The 19,166-nt window shown below is 68.7% G+C and carries 18 protein-coding genes and 2 pseudogenes; 6 read left to right on the top strand and 14 right to left on the bottom strand.

Annotation, left to right across the window (positions count from 1 at the left end; genetic code table 11):
- Positions 1-8 precede the first annotated feature (8 nt).
- From LRS10_RS18500 to gyrA, 4 genes and pseudogenes are all read right to left on the bottom strand, one after another.
- Positions 9-471, bottom strand: a pseudogene (locus LRS10_RS18500) (peptidylprolyl isomerase).
- A gap of 1 nt (position 472) precedes the next feature.
- Positions 473-1,342, bottom strand: a complete 870-nt coding sequence (locus LRS10_RS18505) for a peptidylprolyl isomerase (RefSeq protein WP_257838525.1) — start codon at positions 1,340-1,342, stop codon at positions 473-475.
- A 52-nt stretch (positions 1,343-1,394) separates the two neighbouring features.
- Positions 1,395-1,889 carry a pantetheine-phosphate adenylyltransferase gene (gene coaD, locus LRS10_RS18510; protein ID WP_257838526.1) on the bottom strand — a complete coding sequence of 165 codons (495 nt, stop codon included), beginning with the start codon at positions 1,887-1,889 and terminating at the stop codon, positions 1,395-1,397.
- An 81-nt stretch (positions 1,890-1,970) separates the two neighbouring features.
- Positions 1,971-4,751, bottom strand: coding sequence for a DNA gyrase subunit A (gene gyrA, locus LRS10_RS18515; protein ID WP_257838527.1), 2,781 nt, complete (start codon positions 4,749-4,751; stop codon positions 1,971-1,973).
- A gap of 198 nt (positions 4,752-4,949) precedes the next feature.
- Between gyrA and LRS10_RS18520 the strand changes: the two genes are divergently transcribed.
- The 6 genes and pseudogenes from LRS10_RS18520 (at position 4,950) to LRS10_RS18545 (ending at position 9,853) form a co-directional block, all read left to right on the top strand.
- Positions 4,950-5,654, top strand: a complete 705-nt coding sequence (locus LRS10_RS18520; RefSeq protein ID WP_257838528.1) for a hypothetical protein — start codon at positions 4,950-4,952, stop codon at positions 5,652-5,654.
- A 4-nt stretch (positions 5,655-5,658) separates the two neighbouring features.
- Entirely contained in the window at positions 5,659-6,498 is an 840-nt protein-coding gene (locus LRS10_RS18525) for an alpha/beta hydrolase (protein ID WP_257838529.1), read from the top strand.
- A 38-nt stretch (positions 6,499-6,536) separates the two neighbouring features.
- Entirely contained in the window at positions 6,537-7,568 is a 1,032-nt protein-coding gene (locus tag LRS10_RS18530) for a 2OG-Fe(II) oxygenase (RefSeq protein WP_257838530.1), read from the top strand.
- 79 nt (positions 7,569-7,647) lie between these two features.
- Entirely contained in the window at positions 7,648-8,103 is a 456-nt protein-coding gene (locus LRS10_RS18535; RefSeq protein ID WP_257838531.1) for a DUF3617 domain-containing protein, read from the top strand.
- A 142-nt stretch (positions 8,104-8,245) separates the two neighbouring features.
- Positions 8,246-8,416, top strand: a pseudogene (locus tag LRS10_RS18540) (hypothetical protein); the annotation flags it as partial.
- On the top strand, positions 8,405-9,853 hold the full coding sequence (locus LRS10_RS18545) for a tetratricopeptide repeat protein (protein WP_374571029.1): 1,449 nt from the start codon (positions 8,405-8,407) through the stop codon (positions 9,851-9,853). The pseudogene LRS10_RS18540 and the gene LRS10_RS18545, both read left to right, overlap by 12 nt.
- On the opposite strand, the gene ssb is transcribed toward LRS10_RS18545, so the two are convergent.
- The 10 genes from ssb to flbT all read right to left on the bottom strand — a co-directional run bounded on the left by ssb (position 9,850) and on the right by flbT (position 18,993).
- Positions 9,850-10,335 carry a single-stranded DNA-binding protein gene (gene ssb / locus LRS10_RS18550; RefSeq protein ID WP_257838532.1) on the bottom strand — a complete coding sequence of 162 codons (486 nt, stop codon included), beginning with the start codon at positions 10,333-10,335 and terminating at the stop codon, positions 9,850-9,852. The two genes, LRS10_RS18545 and ssb, sit on opposite strands and share 4 nt — an antisense overlap.
- Before the next feature lie 119 nt (positions 10,336-10,454).
- Positions 10,455-10,838 carry a hypothetical protein gene (locus LRS10_RS18555; protein ID WP_257838533.1) on the bottom strand — a complete coding sequence of 128 codons (384 nt, stop codon included), beginning with the start codon at positions 10,836-10,838 and terminating at the stop codon, positions 10,455-10,457.
- Positions 10,839-10,870: 32 nt separating this feature from the next.
- Positions 10,871-11,584, bottom strand: coding sequence for a hypothetical protein (locus tag LRS10_RS18560; protein ID WP_374570436.1), 714 nt, complete (start codon positions 11,582-11,584; stop codon positions 10,871-10,873).
- Positions 11,585-11,637: 53 nt separating this feature from the next.
- Entirely contained in the window at positions 11,638-14,469 is a 2,832-nt protein-coding gene (locus tag LRS10_RS18565) for a hypothetical protein (RefSeq protein ID WP_257838534.1), read from the bottom strand.
- Positions 14,470-14,605: 136 nt separating this feature from the next.
- Positions 14,606-15,442: a flagellin gene (locus tag LRS10_RS18570; RefSeq protein WP_257838535.1), complete on the bottom strand. Its 837-nt coding sequence runs from the start codon at positions 15,440-15,442 to the stop codon at positions 14,606-14,608.
- A 166-nt stretch (positions 15,443-15,608) separates the two neighbouring features.
- Complete coding sequence (locus LRS10_RS18575) at positions 15,609-15,899, bottom strand: flagellar protein FlaG (RefSeq protein ID WP_257838536.1); 291 nt, start codon at positions 15,897-15,899, stop codon at positions 15,609-15,611.
- 118 nt (positions 15,900-16,017) lie between these two features.
- Positions 16,018-16,845 carry a flagellin gene (locus tag LRS10_RS18580; protein ID WP_257838537.1) on the bottom strand — a complete coding sequence of 276 codons (828 nt, stop codon included), beginning with the start codon at positions 16,843-16,845 and terminating at the stop codon, positions 16,018-16,020.
- 284 nt (positions 16,846-17,129) lie between these two features.
- Positions 17,130-17,960 (bottom strand): flagellin, encoded by an 831-nt coding sequence (locus tag LRS10_RS18585; protein ID WP_257838538.1) that lies wholly within the window; start codon positions 17,958-17,960, stop codon positions 17,130-17,132.
- 276 nt (positions 17,961-18,236) lie between these two features.
- On the bottom strand, positions 18,237-18,608 hold the full coding sequence (gene flaF, locus LRS10_RS18590; protein WP_257838539.1) for a flagellar biosynthesis regulator FlaF: 372 nt from the start codon (positions 18,606-18,608) through the stop codon (positions 18,237-18,239).
- On the bottom strand, positions 18,598-18,993 hold the full coding sequence (gene flbT / locus LRS10_RS18595; protein ID WP_257838540.1) for a flagellar biosynthesis repressor FlbT: 396 nt from the start codon (positions 18,991-18,993) through the stop codon (positions 18,598-18,600). Before flbT ends, flaF begins: the two co-directional genes overlap by 11 nt.
- Between the last annotated feature and the right edge of the window lie 173 nt (positions 18,994-19,166).

Genomic DNA, 19,166 nt, shown 5'->3' on the forward strand with positions numbered 1-19,166 from the left:
GGAGCTCCCTAGGCGTCCGCAGCGACCTTCATCGACACGATCTTGCCGGGCTCGCGCGGCGGCTCGCCCTTGGGCAGGCCGTCGATCAGCTCCATGCCCTCGGTCACCTCACCCCAGACGGTGTACTGGCCGTCCAGGAAGGTGGCGTCGTCGAAGCAGATGAAGAACTGGCTGTTGGCCGAGTTGGGGTTCGGCGTGCGGGCCATCGAGCAGACGCCGCGGACGTGCGGCTCCCGGCTGAACTCGGCCGGCAGGTTCGGCTTGGACGAGCCGCCGGGCGCCGGTGCCCGTAGGGTCGCCGCCCTGGGCCATGAAGCCGGGGATGACGCGGTGGAAGACCACGCCGTCGTAGAAGCCCTCGCGAGCCAGTTCCTTGATCCGCTCCACGTGCTTGGGCGCGAGATCGGGCCGGAGCTTGATGGTCACCGGACCGCTCTCCAGCGTCATGATCAGGGTGTTTTCGGCGTCCATCTTATTTCACCTCGACAGGGATGTTCACGTCACAGGCCGAAAACATCGACCCTTGGGCCGCCGCCTTGGCGCGGGCGACCTCGGCTTTGAACCAGGCGCCGGCGGGGTCGATCACGCGGATCTTGGGCCGCTCGGCCTCCGGAATGTCGGAGAGAACGCGCACCCGCTCCATGCGGTCCTGCGGATCGGCCACCGGCTCTCCGACCTTGATGGCGTTGATCACGTCCTGGCCGACCAGCGCGCGCCCGAAGGCCGTGTAGCGCTTCTCCAGCCGCGGGTACTTGTCGCGCATGAGGAAGAACTGGCTGTTGGCCGAGTTCGGCTCCTCGCCGCGCGCCATGCCCAGTACGCCGGGACAGTAAAGTCCCCAGGCCTGCACCTTCCCGTCGGCGGTCAGCGGCGCAAGCATCATGCTCTGGCTGGTGATCGGCAGCGCCTTGATGAAGCCGATCTCGGCCACCTGCTGGTTGTCGGCGAGCGCCACCGGCATGTCGGGGCCACGGCGGAAGAAGAATTCGGCGCGAATGTCCGGCAGTTCGGACGCGCCGGTGCCCTTGTTCTCCGGGTCGCCGGTCTGGGCCATGAAGCCCTCGATCACCCGGAAGAAGGTCAGGCCGTTGTAGAAGCCACGCTTCGCCAACTCGCGCACCCGGCCAGCCGTCTCGGGCGCGACCTCGGGAACCAGCTCGACGATCACCCGGCCCTTGTTCGTGTCGATCACGAGCACGTCGTCGGGATTGGGCGTGCGCCAGTCGGCGGCCGTCGGCGCGCCTGGCGCGGGCGGCGGAGCGGTGGCGGTGTTCGGCTGGGCCACGGCGGTGGCGGCGCACGCCGCGAGGGTCGCGGCGATGAGAGCGGTCTTCCTGGTCATCGGGTGCTCTCGTAGCGGCCGGGCCGGCGCAAGGCCAGCCCCCGCTTGAGCCTCAGGACCGGCCCACCTTGGCCAGGAGCCGCGACTGGACCGCCGGGCTGACGAACTTGCCGACGTCGCCGCCCAGGACGGCGATTTCCTTCACGAGCTTCGAGGCGATCGCCTGATGCCGCGGGTCGGCCATGAAGAACACCGTCTCGATGTCGCGATCCAGCTGCTGGTTCATCGCCGTCATCTGGAACTCGAACTCGAAGTCGGCGACCGCACGCAGCCCACGGACGATCACGCTGGCGCCCACGTCCCGGGCGAAATGCATGGTCAGGCCCTCGAAGGGCTGCACGATGATCTCGGCGCGGTTCCGAAGGCCGTCGATGGCCTCTTCGACGATCGCCACCCGCTCATCCAGGTTGAACAGCGGGCCCTTGCCGGCGTTGATCGCCACGCCGATCACCAGCCGGTCCACCAGCTTCACGGCGCGACCGATGATGTCGGTATGGCCGTTGTGGATCGGATCGAACGTGCCCGGATAGAGGCCGACGCGGGTCATCTGGCTCGGGGCTCCCCCTTACTCAACCACCCTCGCCTTTCGCCGCAGCGCAGCAATCTGGCAAGCGAAACTTGCCGGATGTTACGCGCCGTCAGCTTCGGGAGGCGCGTCTTGGCCGCCCTCTGCCGGGACGTCCGCCTCATCCTCGCCGGTGTCCGCGAGCCGTTCCACGGAGACGACGTGCTCATCCTTCGCGGTCCGGAAGATGATGACGCCCGAGGTGTTGCGCCCGACCATCCGGACCTGGCTGACCGGCGTGCGGATGAGCTGGCCCTGGTCGGTGACGAGCAGGATCTGGTCGCCGTCGTCCACCGGGAACGATGCCGCCAGCCGACCGCCGCGCTTGGTGAGGTCCTGGGCCAGCAGGCCCTGGCCGCCCCGGCCGGTGCGCCGGAACTCATAGGCCGAGGTCCGCTTGCCGTAGCCTTCGGTCGACACCGTCAGGAGGATCTCCTCCGCCGCGCCCAGCTCTGCGATGCGCTCCGGCGACAGGGCGGCGTCGCCCGCCGCCTCTTCGTCGTCGTCGGCCCCGGCGACGTCCTCGAGTTCTTCCCCTTCGCCGGCCGCGGCGCGGCGCATGGCGTTCGCGTGCTTCACGTAGGCGGCGCGTTCGTCGGCGGTGGCGGCCACCGAGCGGAGGATCGCCATCGAGATCACGCTGTCCCCCTCGGCTAGGCGGATGCCGCGGACGCCGGTGGAATCGCGGCCCGCGAACACCCGGACCTCATCGACCGCGAAGCGGATGCAGCGGCCGAGCGCCGTGGTCAGCAGGATGTCGTTCTGCTCGGCGTTGCAGACGCCGACGCCGACGATGGCGTCGCCTTCGTCCAGCTTCATGGCGATCTTGCCGTTGCGCTTGATGCCGATGAAGTCGCTGAGCTTGTTGCGGCGGACGTTCCCCGACTTCGTCGCGAACATCACGTCGTACTGCCCCCAGGTCGCCTCGTCCTCGGGCAACGGCAGGATCGAGGTGATGCTCTCGCCGGGCTCGATGGGCAGCAGGTTGACCCAGGCTTTCCCGCGGGACGTGGGAGTGCCCACCGGCAGGCGCCAGACCTTGAGCTGGAACGCCTTGCCGCCGCTCGAGAAGAACAGCATCGGCGTGTGGGTGTTGGCCGAGAACACCCGGGTGACGGCGTCCTCGTCCTTCGTCGCCATGCCCGAGCGGCCCTTCCCGCCCCGGTGCTGGGTCCGGTAGATGGCCAGCGGCGTGCGCTTCACGTAACCGCCGTGGGTGACGGTGATCACCATCTCCTCGCGCGCGATAAGGTCCTCGTCCTCGACGTCGGCGTCACCGTCGACGATCTCGCTGCGGCGCGGCACGGCGAACTGCTCACGGACCTCGACCAGCTCTTCGCGGACGATGCCCATGACCCGCTCGCGCGACGCCAGGATTTCGAGGTGGCCGCGGATGACGTCCGCCAGCTCGCGCGCTTCGCCGAAGATCTCGTCCCGGCCGAGACCGGTCAGGCGCGACAGCGTCAGCGCCAGAATCGCCCGGGCCTGCTCGTCGGTCAGGCGGATCTTGGAGCCTTCGACCACCACGGTCCGCGGGTCGGCGATCAGCTCGACCAGCGGCAGCATGTCGCCCGCCGGCCAGTCCTTGGCCACCAGCCGCTCACGGGCCTCCGTCGGATCCTTGGACGAGCGGATGATGTGGATGAACTCGTCGATGTTGGCGACGGCGATGGCGAGGCCGACCAGCACATGGCCGCGGTCGCGGGCCTTGCCGAGCTCGAACTTGACACGCCGGACGACGACCTCTTCGCGGAACTCCACGAAGGCGACCACCATCTCCCGCAGGCCCATCTGCTCGGGGCGGCCACGGTTCAGCGCCAGCATGTTGACGCCGAACGAGCTTTGCAGCGGCGTGTAGCGATAGAGCTGATTCAGGATCACCTCGGCCGAGGCGTCGCGCTTCATCTCGACGACGACGCGCATGCCATCGCGGTCTGACTCGTCGCGCAGGTCGCCCACGCCCTCGATCCGCTTCTCCCGAACGAGTTCGGCGATCCGCTCCACCAGGGCGGCTTTGTTCACCTGGTAGGGGATCGAGTGGATGACGATCGCCTCGCGATCCTTGCGGATCTCCTCGATCGAGGCCACGCCGCGCATGATCACCGAGCCGCGGCCGGTCATCAGCGCCTGGCGTGCGCCGCTGCGGCCGACGATCTGGCCGCCGGTCGGGAAGTCCGGCCCGGGCACGATGTCCAGCAGCTCGTCCAGCCCGATCTCCGGATTGTCGACGTAGGCCAGGCAGGCGTCGACCACCTCGCCCAGATTGTGCGGCGGGATGTTGGTCGCCATGCCGACGGCGATGCCGCCCGCGCCGTTGACCAGCAGGTTGGGGATTCGCGACGGCAGGACCACCGGCTCCTGCTCGGAGCCGTCGTAGTTGTCCTTGAAGTCGACCGTGTCCTTGTCGAGGTCCGCGAGGATGGCCATCGCCGCGCGGGTCATGCGGCTCTCGGTGTAGCGCATGGCCGCTGGCGGGTCGTTGTCCACCGAGCCGAAGTTGCCCTGGCCGTCGATCAGCAGCAGGTTCATGGAGAACGGCTGCGCCAGCCGCACGAGGGTGTCGTAGATCGCGACGTCGCCGTGCGGGTGATACTTACCCATCACGTCACCGACGATGCGCGCAGACTTCACATAGCCCCGGTCGGGCGTGTGGTTGTTCTCGCCCATCGAGAACAGGATCCGCCGGTGCACCGGCTTGAGGCCGTCGCGCACGTCGGGCAGCGCACGGCTCACGATCACGCTCATGGCGTAGTCGAGGTAGGAGCGCTTCAGCTCGTCTTCGATCGCGATGGGGGCGACGCCCCCGCGACGGTCGTCCGGAGGCGTTTGGGTTTCGTCGGTCAAGGGGGATTTGCCGTGAGAATCGGACTGGTTACGTAAGCCCGCTGATTAGCATCTGCATCCCCCGGACGCCACTTTCCCCGCGCGCCGCCCGCGCGTGCGTGCGCGACACGCGCGCATGAGCCGCAGCTCGACCGCGAATTGACCGAACGTCGGTTTCGCGTTTCAGTTGTCTCGCCTGCTTTTCCGTGGGGAAACATCGTGGCGGCCACACCGAACGAATTCGGCCTCGGCGATTTCGGGGCCGCGCTCGCGGCGCTCAGCGCCCTCTCCACCGCCGCCTTTGGCCTGCTGGACTCCTCCAAGGCGCTGTGGGGCGGCATCTCGAACGTCGGCAAGGGCCACCTCCAGAAGGCGCTCACACCCTTTGCGCCTGCGCTCACCGCGGCGGTCGGCGCCGACTGGTGGGGCGTCGTGCGCGCCAACTGGATCAACGGCATGCCCAAGGCCGACCAGAAAGCCCGCGTCTCGGCGCTCATCAAACTGGGCCTGTCCAAGGAGACCGCCGTGGCGCTGTCCGTCGGCGGCAAGGTCGATGGCCCGGCGCTGGAGCGCGTCGCCGCCAAGCTGGCCGAGGGCCGCGACCTGACGAGCGCCGATCTCAACATCCTCGGCCGCATGAACGCGGCGCTGGAGGCGCGCCTCGACTACGCCTTCGAGATGGCCGAGCAGCAGTACCGGAACGTCGCCCGCCTGGCGGCCGGCGCCATCGCGGTGGCCCTCTCGTTGGCGGTATGGATGTGGTGGCCGTACTTCTTCGCGGTCGGCGAGGCGCCGGCGCAGCCCAGCCTCTTGCTGGCCCTCGGCGTAGGCCTGTTGGCCGTGCCGCTGGCCCCGGTGGCGAAAGACCTGACATCGGCGCTCTCCGCCGCCCTTCATGCACTGAAGGCGGCCAAGGCGGTCTGAGCCGGTGACCCTGTTCATCACCACGCGCGCCGAGAGGGGCTACGACGGCTCGAAGTACGCGAGCTGCGTCTCCGCCCAGCCCGTGGAGACCCCCAGGTACGACAAGGTCGACGCGCTGGAGGTGCGCCGGAAGGTCGAAGACAAGCACGTCATCCTCGCCATCCATGGCTTCAACGTCTCCCGCGACAGCGGTGTGCGGTCTCTGGCGGCGCTGGAACGGCGCCTTGCGCTCCGGGACAACGAGCTCTTCTTCGGCGTGCTGTGGCCGGGCGATTGGTGGCTCCCGGTGATCAACTATCCCGCCGAGGCCGACGACGCCGTTCGGGCCGGACGGCAGCTCGCGGCCTACGTCGACGAGAACATGGCCCACGCGCCGGCGGTCTCGATGGTCTCCCACAGCCTGGGCGGACGCGTGTTGCTGGAGGCGGCCCAGCACGTTCGCCGACCAGTGCGCGAGCTGTGCGTCACCGCCGGTGCGGTCGACAACGACGTGCTGGGCAAGGGTTACGCTCGCGCCAAGGCCGTCAGCCGGCGGGTGTCGGTGCTGAGCTCGCGCAACGACATGGTCCTGCGCCTGGCCTACCCGCTGGGCGACTTCGGTTCGGACATCTTCTGGGGCGACAACGACAGCCCCTGGCGAGGCGCCCTTGGCCTCAAAGGCCCGCGCCCCGTCGAGCGCGAGAAGGTGGAGCATTGGCCGATCCCGCTGCGCCCCAAGTACGGCCACGGCGACTACTTCCCGCCGGGCGGTTTCGGTGCGGCGGACCAGGACCCGGACGGTGAGTGGACACGGGCTGTCCGGTATATCCGCCGCTGCCTGGATGGCGAGCCGGTGGCCTGGTGAGGCGTGACGGGAGCGGCGGGCGGCCTTAGGTATGGCGCATGCCGCTCTCTCTCGGCGAGCCGGCGCCGTGGTTCACGGCGTCTACCGCCTCAAAACCCGAGTTCGTGTTCGACAGCGCCGCCGGCCGCTATGTCGTGATGCTGTTCCTGCCTGCCGAGGCCCCCGCGGCCGGCGCGGCGCTCAAGGTGCTGGCGGCCCATCAGCGGCTGTTTGACGACGATCGCGCCTCCGCCTTCGTCGTCGCCCCGGCGCCCGAACTGCTCGGCGGCCTGCGCGACCTGCGTGGCCTGCGCTGGATCCCCGACGCGGCGCGCGCCGTCCACAAGGCGTTCCAGGCCGATGCGCCGCACTGGCTGTTGCTGGACCCGGCGTTGCGGGTGGTGGACCAGGCGCCCATCGACAGCCCGGAGCCTCTTCTGGAGCAGCTGGCGGCCGCCGGGCCGCCGGGCGCCCATGCCGGCGTGCCGCTGCACGCGCCGGTCCTGATCGCGCCGCGCATCTTCGAACCCGCGCTTTGCGAGCGGCTGATGGCGCTCCACGGCGCCTCGGGCGGGAAGTTCACCGGCGTCATGCGGGATGCGGGCGACCGCACTGTCTATGTGATGGACGACCTGAAGAAGCGCCGTGATGTGGCCGTCCGCGACCCCGACCTGATCGCCGCGATTCGGGAGCGGTTCGAGCGCCGGCTCTTCCCCTTCATCGCCCGCGCCTTCGGCTTTGAGGCCACCCGCATCGAGCGCTACCTCGTGAGCTGCTACGACGAGGCCGACGGCGGGGTATTCCGGCCGCACCGGGACAACACCACCCAGGGCACCGCCCACCGCGCCTTCGCCTGCTCCATCAACCTCAACGACGGCTTCGAGGGGGGAGATCTACGGTTCCCCGAGTTCGGCTCGACCACCTACAGGCCACCGGTCGGCGGCGCCGTCGTGTTCGGTTGCGGCCTGCTGCACGAAGCCCTGCCGGTCACCCGCGGCCGTCGCTATGCCTTCCTGCCGTTCCTCTACAATGAGGCCGGCGCCGAGATCCTGGCCGCCTACCGGGCGCGGACCGGCGAGACATCGGCTTGAGCCGCGCCTACATCCGGTAAGCTGCGGTTCATCCGGCCGCCGCCACGTTGTCGCCCGACCTGAAGGCCAGAGACGCCCCATGATCCGCCCGACCGCCGCCGCCCTGATCCTCGCGCTCCCGCTCCTGGCGTCGCCGGCCGCCCGGGCGGCGCCGCAGGCGATTGAGCCCGGCTACTGGGAGTCGACCAACAAGCTGCTGTCGCCGATCCGCCAGACGAAGGTTGAACGCCGCTGCATCACCCCGGCCGAGGTCGACAAGTTCATGGCCGGGCCGTCGAACCGACACTACACCTGCACCTATCCCCACAAGGTGATCGCCGGAGGCAGGATCAGCCTCAAGGGCACGTGCGTCAGCAAGAAAGGCCGCAAGGTCGCGGTGCAGGGCTCCGGGGCCTATACGCCGACCAGTTTCAACCTGACGGCCAGCATCGCCACCGAATTCCTGGGCCTGGACATCGCCGGCAAGGCGTCGACCGAGGCGCGGCGTATCGGTGATGTCTGCCCGGCGTCCGAAACCCCCGCCGCGACGAACTAGCCGCCGCCGCCGACGGCGCTTGGATAACCGTTAACCGGATCGCCGAATCCTCCCCTCCGACCGGAGGAGATTCGATGGCGCGGCACGGCGCTCGGCTTGACGACATGACGGGCGCGGCAGCCGCCCCCTCCTCCGCCGGGCCCAGGACGCCGACCGGCGGCGGGACTATGCCCTGGCGGCGCGGCTCGCCGGCCAGGCTGCCGCCGCCGCTCCGGCCAACGTTCAGGCCTGGCGGCTGACCGGGCTGTTCCGGGAGAAGCTCGGCGACGGTCTCGGCGCCTTCCAGGCCTACGACCGGGCGGTGTCCCTCGCCCCCGAGGATGCGACGCTGTCCCGGGATCTGGCCCGCCTCGCCGGGCTCATGGATCGTCCCGACCTCGCCGAACAGTTCCTGCATCGCGCGCGGCGGCAGGACCCCGCCTCGGTCGAGATCGTCAACGACCTGGCTTGCGCCTGGTGCGCCCAGGCTCGCTTTGGCGAGGCCATCGGCCTGCTGCAGGAGGCGCTCACGGCCGACCCGAGCGCGGCGCTCTTGTGGAACACCTTGGGCTGCGTGCTCTTCGAGCAGGGCGATGCCGCCCAGTCGCTGGTTTTCTTCGACGAGGCGATCCGCCTGGACGCCCGCATGCACGCCGCGTGGTTCAATCGCGCCAACGCGCGCAGGGCCGTCGGCGACCCGCGGGGCGCGCTCGCCGACTGCGAGCAGGCCATCGCGCTCGGCGCCGATAGCGCCGCCCAAGGCGCGATGTATCGCTACGGCCGGGCCCTTGCGCTACTGACGGCGGGCGAGGTCGGCGCCGGCTGGGACGCCTATGCGGTCCGCAACGAAGCCAGCTATGCCGGGTACGTCCAGCACGAGTTGGCGGGGCAAGTCTGGCAGCGGGGCCGGCCCCTCGCCGGCCGTCGGTTGCTGGTGGTGGGCGAGCAGGGGCTGGGCGACGAAGTGCTGTTCGCCAGCGTGATACCCGACGTCGCGCGCGATCTCGGGGCGGAGGGCAAGCTGATCCTCGCGGTCGAGCCGCGGCTGGCGCCCCTGTTCCGGCGTTCGTTCCCGGCCGCCGAAGTGGTGGCCTACGAGACCCGTCTGGAGAACGCCCGTCCGGTGCGCTGCATCCGCGGCGTCGCGCCCGAGGACTATGACGCCTGGGCCCGCATGGGCGACTTCCTGGCGACTCACCGGCGGGGGATCGCCAGCTTCCCGACGACGCCTGGCGGCTTCCTGAAGGCCGATCCAACCCGCGTGGCGCACTGGAGCGCCGTGCTCGCCGAGTTCGGCGAAGGCCCCAAGGTCGGGGTCATCTGGCGCAGCCTGATGGTCACGGCCCAGCGGCAGAAGTTCTATCCGTCCCTGGAGCTCTGGGCGCCCCTGTTCGCCACGCCGGGCGTGATCTTCGTCAATCTCCAGGTCGGCGACAGCGCCGACGAGGTTGCCGCCATCGTCCAGGCCACCGGCGCTGACGTTCGAAGCCTGCCCGGTCTCGACCTCAAGAACGATCTCGACGATCTGGCGGCCTTGAGCTGCGCGCTCGACCTGGTGGTCGGGCCGGCGACGGCCACCACCAACATCGCTGCGGCGGCGGGCGCGACCGCATGGTTCGCCACCACGCCCGACGCCTGGCCACGCCTGGGTACCGCCGCCTTTCCCTGGTATCCGCAGGCCCGCGCCTTCTCAGGCGACAAGGCCTACGACTGGCCCGGCGTGATGGCCGCGGTCGCCGCGGCGCTCCACGCCCAGTTGGCGACGCCCTAGAACGGGATCTCGTCGTCCAGGTCGGCCGAGAATTCCTCCCGGGGACCCGAGCTCTGGGCGCGCGGGGCCCCGCCGCCGAAACCGCCGCCGTAGCCGCCCTCGTCTCGGTCGCTCATGCCGCCTGCATCACCGCGGCCCCCCAGCATGGTCAGTTCCCCGCGGAACTTCTGCAGCACGATCTCGGTGGAGTACTTCTCCTGGCCCGACTGATCGGTCCACTTGCGCGTCTGGAGGGAGCCCTCGATGTAGACGGTCGAGCCCTTCCGCAGATAATTCTCGGCGACCTTCACAAGGTTCTCGTTGAAGATCACCACGCGGTGCCACTCGGTCTTCTCCTTGCGTTCGCCGCTGCTGCGATCGCGCCAGGTCTCGGACGTGGCGATCCGGAGGTTGGCGACGCGGTCGCCCGAGGTGAGGCTGCGGATTTCGGGATCGGCCCCGAGATTGCCCACCAGAATGACCTTGTTGACGCTGCCCGCCATGTGGATGTCCTAGCTTTCTGTGCTCGCGGGCGCTCTTGCCCGGCGCGAAGCTAGCCCGCCGTTAACGGAACATCAACAAGATGTTCCGCTTCCGTTCCGCGCCATCCACAGCTATTCCGCTACTGCGGCATCGCGCCCGGGATCGCCAGCCGTCCGTCGCCCGTGCGCACGAGGGCGGTGTAACGCGGTCCCTCCATCGAGGTGGAGGTGCTGATCCCATAGCGGTCGATGAACAGGAAGTTCGCCTGATAGGCGCCGACGAGCTCCTGCTTGGTTCCACCCAGCGTCAGGAACTTCACCCGCATGGCCTCGAGGTTAGCGGCGCAGACCTCGAGGCTCGGGGCGTTCACCAGCTTGTTGTACTTCGGTGTCCCGTCCTGCTGGAAAACGACGTGGTAGCAGATGCCGGCGTCTCCAGGCGGCTTGGTGCGCTGGGCGCAGGCGGTAAGCGCGAACGCCGCGGCGGATGCGGCGGCTAGGACGAGAAGCGGCTTGGCGTGCATGACACTAGCCTATCACGTCCGTCTTACAGCCGTCACCCGGCCTGCGGGATCGGCGGCAAGCTGCAGTTCGGGGCCTGGGCGACCAGCGTGCGGAACGACTGGTTGTCCGACGAGATCTCCACGCGGCCGGTCACGAGGCGGAGGGTCTGCTGCCCGAAGCGTCCGTAGGTCGCCTGCCCCGGCCGCTCGCACCGCCCCGCGAAAAGCGCCTGGACGCAACCGTTGAGGTCCGTGTCCGCCAGCCGCCGCCATTGACCGCCCGCATGCCGGAGGCAGGCCGATACAGGCCCGGCCGGCGCCGTCGCGGCCATCTGGGGCGGCTCTTCGGCCGGGGGCTGGGCCTCCTCCTCCGGCGGCAGCGGCGTGAGCACCATCCCCGCCTGGTCGGCTGCGGCGAGCGCGCCGGTCTCGTCGATCCCGACATCGAGGGCGTCGGTGGCCACGCCGTTTCGCCGGGCGCAGTCGGCAAGGCTGAGCTCGCCGACGAACTGGCCGGCCACGAAACAGCGGAGCGGCCCGGCGGGATCGAGCCGGCCGTCGCTGGGGCCGCTCTCGATGATCAGTCCCGCCTGCGACGCGGGCGGCGGCTCGGTCGGCGTCTCGCCCGAACGGAGCAGCATCCAGGCGATCATGACGCCCGCAAGGAGCGCCAGGGCCGCGCCGGCGATGACCAGCCCGGTGCGGGGCCGTCCCGGAGCCGGGTCGGCGTGGTTCCCAGGTTGCTCGGGCGGGCTCTCGCGCTGCATGGCGCCTCGCTAGACTGCGGCGGGGCGCCTTTCAAGCCGCCGCATCGACGGCGTCAACCGCCAAGGCGGTTCAGCGCCGCCTGGTAGTTGGCCAGCTGGTTCGTCAGGTAGCTCGGAACCTTGCCGCCGGATGAGATCTGGGCGGCGGCCAGGGGATCGCGCGGCGTCGCCGCAGCCACCAGGTCGCGGTAGATCTGCCGGATCACGCCCTGCGCGCGAGCGAGGTCGGCGAGCGCGTGCTTCACCTCGTCCTCGTTCTTGAGGTTGAGGTGCTTGTCCATGTCGAGGCCATAGAACATCGGCTTGCCGTCCGCCGCGACCGTCCTGCCGTTCTTGCCGCTCTCGGTCTTCCGCAGCACGCCGTCCGGGATCCCCAGCAGCTCCAGGGCGTCCCGGTCCGCCTTGCCCGGACCGAACTCCACGACGGCCCGATCCGTGCCCGGGGTGATGTTCAGCACGCGCGAGGCGCCGCTGGACATCACCGCGACCTTCGCCTGGAACCCCGAGGCGCGCTTGATCTTGGCGGCCAGCGTGTCCAGCGTGTCCTTCGCCTCGATGGTGATCGTGTTCCAGCGACCCCCGCCGGCGCGCACCTGGAAGGTGTCGCCGGGCCGCAGCGCGCTCTGGTCGATCACCCGCTGCGAGTCCGCAAGGTCCAGGGTGCCCTTGGGCAGGCCCAGCTTGTCCAGGACGCTGGCGCCGTTCGGGTCGACCGCGATGGAGGTCGGCGCCGCGTGGCCGTCCTTGGCCGTGAACCGGCGCTGCCATTCAATCGCGCCGGTGTCGATGTCGAGCCGCGTCAGGAAGGCGTCCTTCTTGCCGACGGCCCCCGGCCCGTCCCCCGGCGCGCCGACGGCGCCCTCCGGCGGCAGGTCCGTGCCCACGGAGCCGGCGATGTACACCTGACCGCCCGAGACGGTCAGGGCGGTGGCCCGGTCGTTGCCAGTCCCGCCGTAATAGGCGATCCGGTCGCCCGGCCCTGCGGCGAGGTCGGCGGACAGCTTGGCGGCGAAGGCGTCCGTGCCGCCGGCATGCGCCCGGCTGACGGCGCCGGCCGCCAGCGCGCCATTGGCGGTGGTGCCGGCGATAATGATCTCGCCGCCGTCGATCGCCAGGCCAGTGATCTCGCCGCCCTGCAGATCGCCGAGATCGCGCATCGAGGTCAGCACCGGCTGGCCGCTCGAGATATCGAACCGGCGCAGGATGGCGCGGCCGTTCTCCACGCTCGCGGTGACCACGGACGCGCCATCCACCACCAGGCCGGCCGGCCGGTCCGCGCCGGGCGTGCCGAAGCTGTAGGTGAAGTTGCTCGCCACCTTGCCCGTACGATCCTGAGGCGTCGTGACAAGCTCGGGCTTGAAGGACTGGAGATAGCTGTCCCAGTCGCCCACGGCCGTTGCGCCGGGCATGGTGGACTGCGCCCGGCCGGCCACGAGGATCGAACCGTCGGCGCCGAAGGCGATGTGGGTGGCCTCGTCCTGCTTCCGCGCCCCCCGGCGCGCGGTCCAGATCTCTTCACCGTCAGCGTTGAAGAGGGTCACGAAGCTGTCGGACTGACCGGCGTACGCGCCGCCGTCGCCGGAGTTGAGCGGGCCTTCGGTCGCGCCGGCCAAGTCGCCCTTCACGGCGCCGGCGATGGCGATTCTGCCGTCCGCCGAGACCGCCAGGGCGAGGCCCGTCGCCTCCTCCGCCGCTCCGAGCGTCCGGGTGTACATGAGCTGGCCGGCCGCGTCGTACTTCAGCAGCGCCACGTCCTGCTGGCCCTTGATCTCCTGGCCGGCGGTCTTGGCTGTCACATCCGCCAGCATGTACACCGAGCCGTCGGGCCCGACCTGGGTCGCGCGCACGGCCTTGATCTCTGGACCGAGGGTCTTGGAAAACGCACGCCCATCCACCCAGTAGGTTTCGCCGTCGGCTTTCGGGGCCGAGGGAACGTCGGTGGTGTCCGTCTGGAACTTCAGCAACTGCTGGCGCAGCACCCCGTCGTTCGTCGACAGTTTGCCGTCCGGGTTCGGATCGCCGGCGGTCTGGGCCATGTAGACCGCGCCCGCGGTCTTCGGCGCATCGAACGTGATCGCCTCCCCGACCGAGGCCTTGATCTTCAGCGCCCACTGATCGGGCCCCGTGCCGATGTTGATCGTCTTGCCGCCCGACTGCACGGTCTTCGGCTGTCCCGGCAGGCGCTGCGTCGCGAAACGCGTGTCGACCCCGGCCGCCTTCAGCTGATCATTGATGAACACCACGACATTGGCCATCGACCGCGTGTCCGAGCCCATGTCGGCGAGGTCGATGTTGATCGTGTGGAGCACCCCGGCCCGCTTGATCCTGATGTCGAACTGCACGTCGCCCTGGAAGGCGGGAACCTCGGCGCTGCTGGTCCCGGCGAACAGGGGGGCGGTGGTGTACTCGGTCTTGGTCCGCGGCACGGGCGCCGTGCTCTTGGCGCGTTCCGCCGCCACGCCCTGGCTGAGCCGCAGGTTCTCGAACGTGGAGGCGCTGATGAAGGCGTTCATCTCGGCCATGCCGCGGTCGAACACCCGCTGGATCTGCATCTTGTCGGTGCTGGTGAGCCCCTTGGCCCGCATCCGCTCGGCCAGGCCCGACAGGGTCGACAGCCCCTGGTACATGGCGAACAGCTTGCGGTAGTCGCCGCTGGCGCCCGGAAGATCGAGCTGCGCGCCATGCTCGTCGATGACCTTCTTGCCGCCGAGGGCCGACTTCACCAGTTCGCTGGGCGGAACCGGCGTCGCCTGCGTGCTCCAGGGCGCCGTCGGGGCCACCTTCGACCGCATTCCGGTCGACGAGCCGCCGGCCGCGCCGCCGAGCCCCGTCGAACGGGGCTGATACAGACTGAGCAGCAGACTGGTATCGACCGGAATGACCATCGACTCGCACCGCGGGCGGGAGGCCGCCCGTCCCTACTAGCGCAACAGGGTCTCCAGGCTGTTAAGAGCCCAGAAGAAAAGGTCCGGGAGCGCTCAGCCTCCGGACCCTTCCCTACGCCCCAACGGAAACTCGGTCCTAGCCGCCGCGGAACAGCGACAGGATGATCTGCGGCGAGGAGTTGGCGATCGCCAGCGCCTGGGCGCCCAGCTGCTGCTGCACCTGCAGGGCCTGAAGCCGCGCGCTCTCCTTCGCGAGGTCCGCGTCGACCAGATTGCCGACGCCGCCTTCCAGCACGTCGGTGAGCTTCGAGACGAACTCGAGGTGCGCCTCGATCTGCTTGGCCTGCGAGCCCAGATTGCCCAGCGACTGGTTGACCGACGAGATCGCCACGGTGAGCTGGGCCAGCGCCGCCGAAGCCGTCGCGGTCGTCAGGATGCTTGCGCCCGCCGTGATCGCGATGTTGCCGCCGCCCAGCGACAGGTTCTGCGTGGACAGCGTGATCCGCGAGTTGGCGTCGGCGTTGGCCAGGAACTGGATGTTCGCGCCCACCGAGCCGTCCAGCAGGTTCGCGCCGTCGAACTCGGCGTTGTCCACCACCTGGCCGATCTGCCGGAGCAGCGACTGGAAGTCGGAATTGAGCGCGGTGCGCGAGGCGGTGTCCAGCGACGTGTCCATCGCCGCGACGACCTTTTCCTTCAGCTCGACGAGAAGGTCCGAGACGGTGGCGCCCGCGGTCATCGAGACCTGGGCGATGGAGTTCGCCCGCTCCAGGCTCATGCGCACGGCGCCTAGCGCACCGATGTCGGCGCGTTGCCCCTGGGCGATGGCCCAAATGGCGGCGTTGTCCTTCGCGTCGGAGATCTTCAGACCTGTGTTGATCCGGTTCTGGACTTGGGCCAGGTCGTCGTTCGTCTTGTTCAGGTTCTGCAGGGCAATCAGTGCGGACTTGTTCGTATGCACGCTGATCGACATGGCGCTCTCCACTCCGGACGGCATGGGCAGCGACTCGCCGTCCGCCCTCGCCTGCGAAGGTGAAGAAACGTGGTGATCAGATCGTTAACAGCCTCAACGGATCTCGCCGCCTCCGGAACGTTTCCGGGGCGGTTGAAAGGTTCGGACCCGCGGGCTTTGCGGGGGATCAGGCCTTGGTGCGGATGACCGCGCCGGCGGCGTAGCCGGTCTCTTCCCTCAGCCGCAGGACATCGGCCCTGGGCAGCTGGAGGACGACCTCGCCGGTCCGGCGATCGATCGTCTTGTAGACGTAGCTTCCGCTGGCTTGATCCTCTTCGATGACCAGTCGCAGATCGACCGGATCCGAGTTGGCGGCCCGGGCCTTCGCCTCACCGCCGGCGTGGCGGCCGGGTGCGGGCTTGGGCTGGCTGAGCGTCGGATCGGGCGTGGCTGCGGACGGCGCAACCTTGCTTTGCATGTCTCCTGTCGCTGTCGCTTAGGACAGCGCTCCGATGAAGCGCGGAACGGCGGACCGGTCGCCCGGCCCGCCGCCTACGCGGCGGCCGCGAAGCCGAAGCTCCGCGGCCTCAAGGGCCTTAACGGAATAGGCCCAGCAGGATCGACGAGGACTGGTTCGCGATCGACAGCGCCTGGACGCCCAGTTGCTGCTTGGTCTGCAGCGCCTGGAGCCTTGCGCTTTCCTTCGCGAGGTCGGCGTCGACGAGGTTGCCCACGCCAGCGTCGATCGAGTCCTGAAGCTTGTTGACGAACTCGATGTGCGACGACAGCGACTTGGAGCCGGTGCCGAGCTTCGACAGGGCGGTCGACACGTTGGTGATCGACGAGTTGATCGTCGTGATCAGCGACGAGGCCGCCGAAGCCGTGGAGAACGTCGTGCCGGCCGAGATCAGCACGTTCGCGCCACCGAGCGCGAGGCTCTGAGCTTGGACGGTGATCTTCTTGGTGCCGTTGGCGTTCGCGATGGCCGCGATGGTCGTGCCGCCGCTCTTGACCATGTTGATGCCGTTGAATTCGGCATTCGTCACGGCCTTGGCCAGCTGATCACGCAGGGCGCCGAAGTCTTCGGCGAGCGCGGTCCGGCTGGTCGAGTCGAGCGAGGTGTCCGAAGCCGCCAGGGCCTTTTCCTTCATCTGAAGGAGCAGGTCCGAAACGGTCTCGCCGGCCGAGATGGCCACGTCCACGGTCGACACGGAGCGTTGCAGCGACTCACGAACCGCATCCAGCGAACGGCTGTTGGCGCGCTGGTTCTGGGCGATGGCCCAGATGGCGCCGTTGTCCTTCGCAGAAGCGACCCGCTTGCCCGTGTTGATCCGGGCCTGGGTCGTCATCAGTTCGTTGTTGGTCTGGTTCAGGTTCTGGAGCGCGATCATCGCGCCCACGTTGGTATTGACGCTATTCGGCATCAGTTCGGTCCTTCTTCTCAAGGAACCGGCGCCGTTCTGGCGGCCGGAGGCGTTTTGCCCGAGGGAGCCGGCAGCAAGCCGGGCGCCAGAGCCGCGCCGCCCGAAGAATCACCTAAGTTCTTGAAATAGCGCCGTTATACCTGTGTTAGCCATGACAAAACCCGGCACTTTCTGCCGGGTGGGAGGTTGAGGCGGCAAGAATTGCCGGGCGCAAACCGGCCATATCTGCCGGGCGCCTCGAAAGGTCACCCGGGCGGAGCAGGGCCCCGCCCGGGGATCGCGACTTAGCGGAACAGACCCATCAGGATCGACGAGGACTGGTTCGCGATCGACAGCGCCTGGACGCCCAGTTGCTGCTTGGTCTGCAGCGCCTGGAGCCTTGCGCTTTCCTTCGCGAGGTCCGCATCGACGAGGTTGCCCACGCCGGCGTCGATCGAGTCCTGAAGCTTGTTGACGAACTCCAGGTGAGAGCCCAGCGACTTCGAGCCGGTGCCGAGCTTCGACAGGGCGGTCGAGACGTTGGTGATCGACGTGTTGATCGTGGTGATCAGCGACGAGGCCGCCGAAGCCGTGGAGAACGTCGTGCCGGCCGAGATCAGGACGTTCGCACCGCCGAGCGCGAGGCTCTGGGCCGAAACGGTGATCTTCTCGGTGCCGTTGGCGTTCGCGATGGCCGCGATGGTCGTGCCGCCGCTCTTGACCATGTTGATGCCGTTGAATTCGGCATTCGTCACGGCCTTGGCCAGCTGATCACGCAGGGCGCCGAAGTCTTCGGCGAGCGCGGTCCGGCTGGTCGAGTCGAGCGAGGTGTCCGAAGCCGCCAGGGCCTTTTCCTTCATCTGAAGGAGCAGGTCCGAAACGGTCTCGCCGGCCGAGATGGCCACGTCCACGGTCGACACGGAGCGTTGCAGCGACTCACGAACCGCATCCAGCGAACGGCTGTTGGCGCGCTGGTTCTGGGCGATGGCCCAGATGGCGCCGTTGTCCTTCGCAGAAGCGACCCGTTTGCCCGTGTTGATCCTGGTCTGGGTGGTGTTGAGCTCCGTGTTTGTCGCGTTGAGGTTCTGGAGCGCGACCATCGCGCCCACGTTGGTGTTGACCGAGTTCATCGGCATCGTTGAAGCCTTCCGTTCTGGAGGTAAGAGCCCGGCTTTTGCCGGCTGAGCGATTTTTCGCCCGCGGAAGGCCTCGCAAGCGCCGGGCCAGGCTTAACCATGACCGACCCCGACACCGCCCCTGAAATCGTTGAGCTTTTCGGCTGGATGCGCGCGGAAAGCACGCATCTCCGTTAGCCAAACGTGCCGCCCGGCAGGAACTGCCGGTTCAGGTGGGCAAGACATGAAAAAGGCCGCGGCGAACCGCGGCCTCCTGGCGTCCTCAATCGGGTCGGATCAGGCGGCCGCGGCGGCGGAGCCGTTGCTGGCGAGGCCCTGCATGATCATGCGGTTCACCTCGATGAGCGGCTCGATGTCTTCCTGTTTCCGGATCACCAGCGTGGTGTGCTTCGACACCCAGATGCTGAGCGAGATGATCGAGGCGCGCAGCTGCTGGGGCAGCTTGTTTTCCGAGCTCTGGCAGTCCGAGCCCAGCACCGCCCACATCCGACGGTTCCAGTCGAGCGCGTCGATCCGGCCGCGCAGGTCGTCGGGGTCGCAGGCCGCCGCGTCCATCAAGGCGCGCGTCACCTGGGCGAACAGGCGGTATTCCATGTCGCGTGGGTTCTCGGCCCGCGTCGCCGCCTGCTGGTAGGCGTTAAACGACATTCCCCAACCTCTCGTCTTCGTACTCGATCAGCCGACGGCAGAGCATGAGCGCCTTGTAGTACTCGCGCGCCATGCAGTGCCGGGAGATGTTCACGCATTCCCCGAGGATCTGCGGATTGGCGATAACGCTCATGAACTCGGTCATGCGACGCACGAACTCGTCGTAGTACCGGTCGGCGTTCGCCTCATCGAGGTACATCATCATGACGGGGAAGTAGATCCGGCGGGCCGGCGTGTTCGCCTCCTCCGCCTGCATGATGTCCTTCTCGCGGAGGACCGAAGCCTTGTTCTGCAGGACGAGCACCGAGCGACGGTCGCCGTTCTGCACCACGGCGCCATTGAGAACGAACCGCTCTCCAGGCCTCAGCGACAATTTCAGCGGCAAATCCGCCCCCTGCTCCTACGCCCTCGAACCGATTTCCGATTCGACCGGGCCATTGTCGCCTTCCGCCAGGCCCTGCGCACCTAAAGCGATAGTCGGCGGCAAGTTAACGCCACCTTGCCGACCGCCCGGACGGCGCAGCTTAAGGCGGCATTAAGCACGATCGCGCGACCAAC

Source organism: Phenylobacterium sp. J426 (assembly GCF_024699945.1).
Lineage (GTDB): Bacteria > Pseudomonadota > Alphaproteobacteria > Caulobacterales > Caulobacteraceae > Phenylobacterium.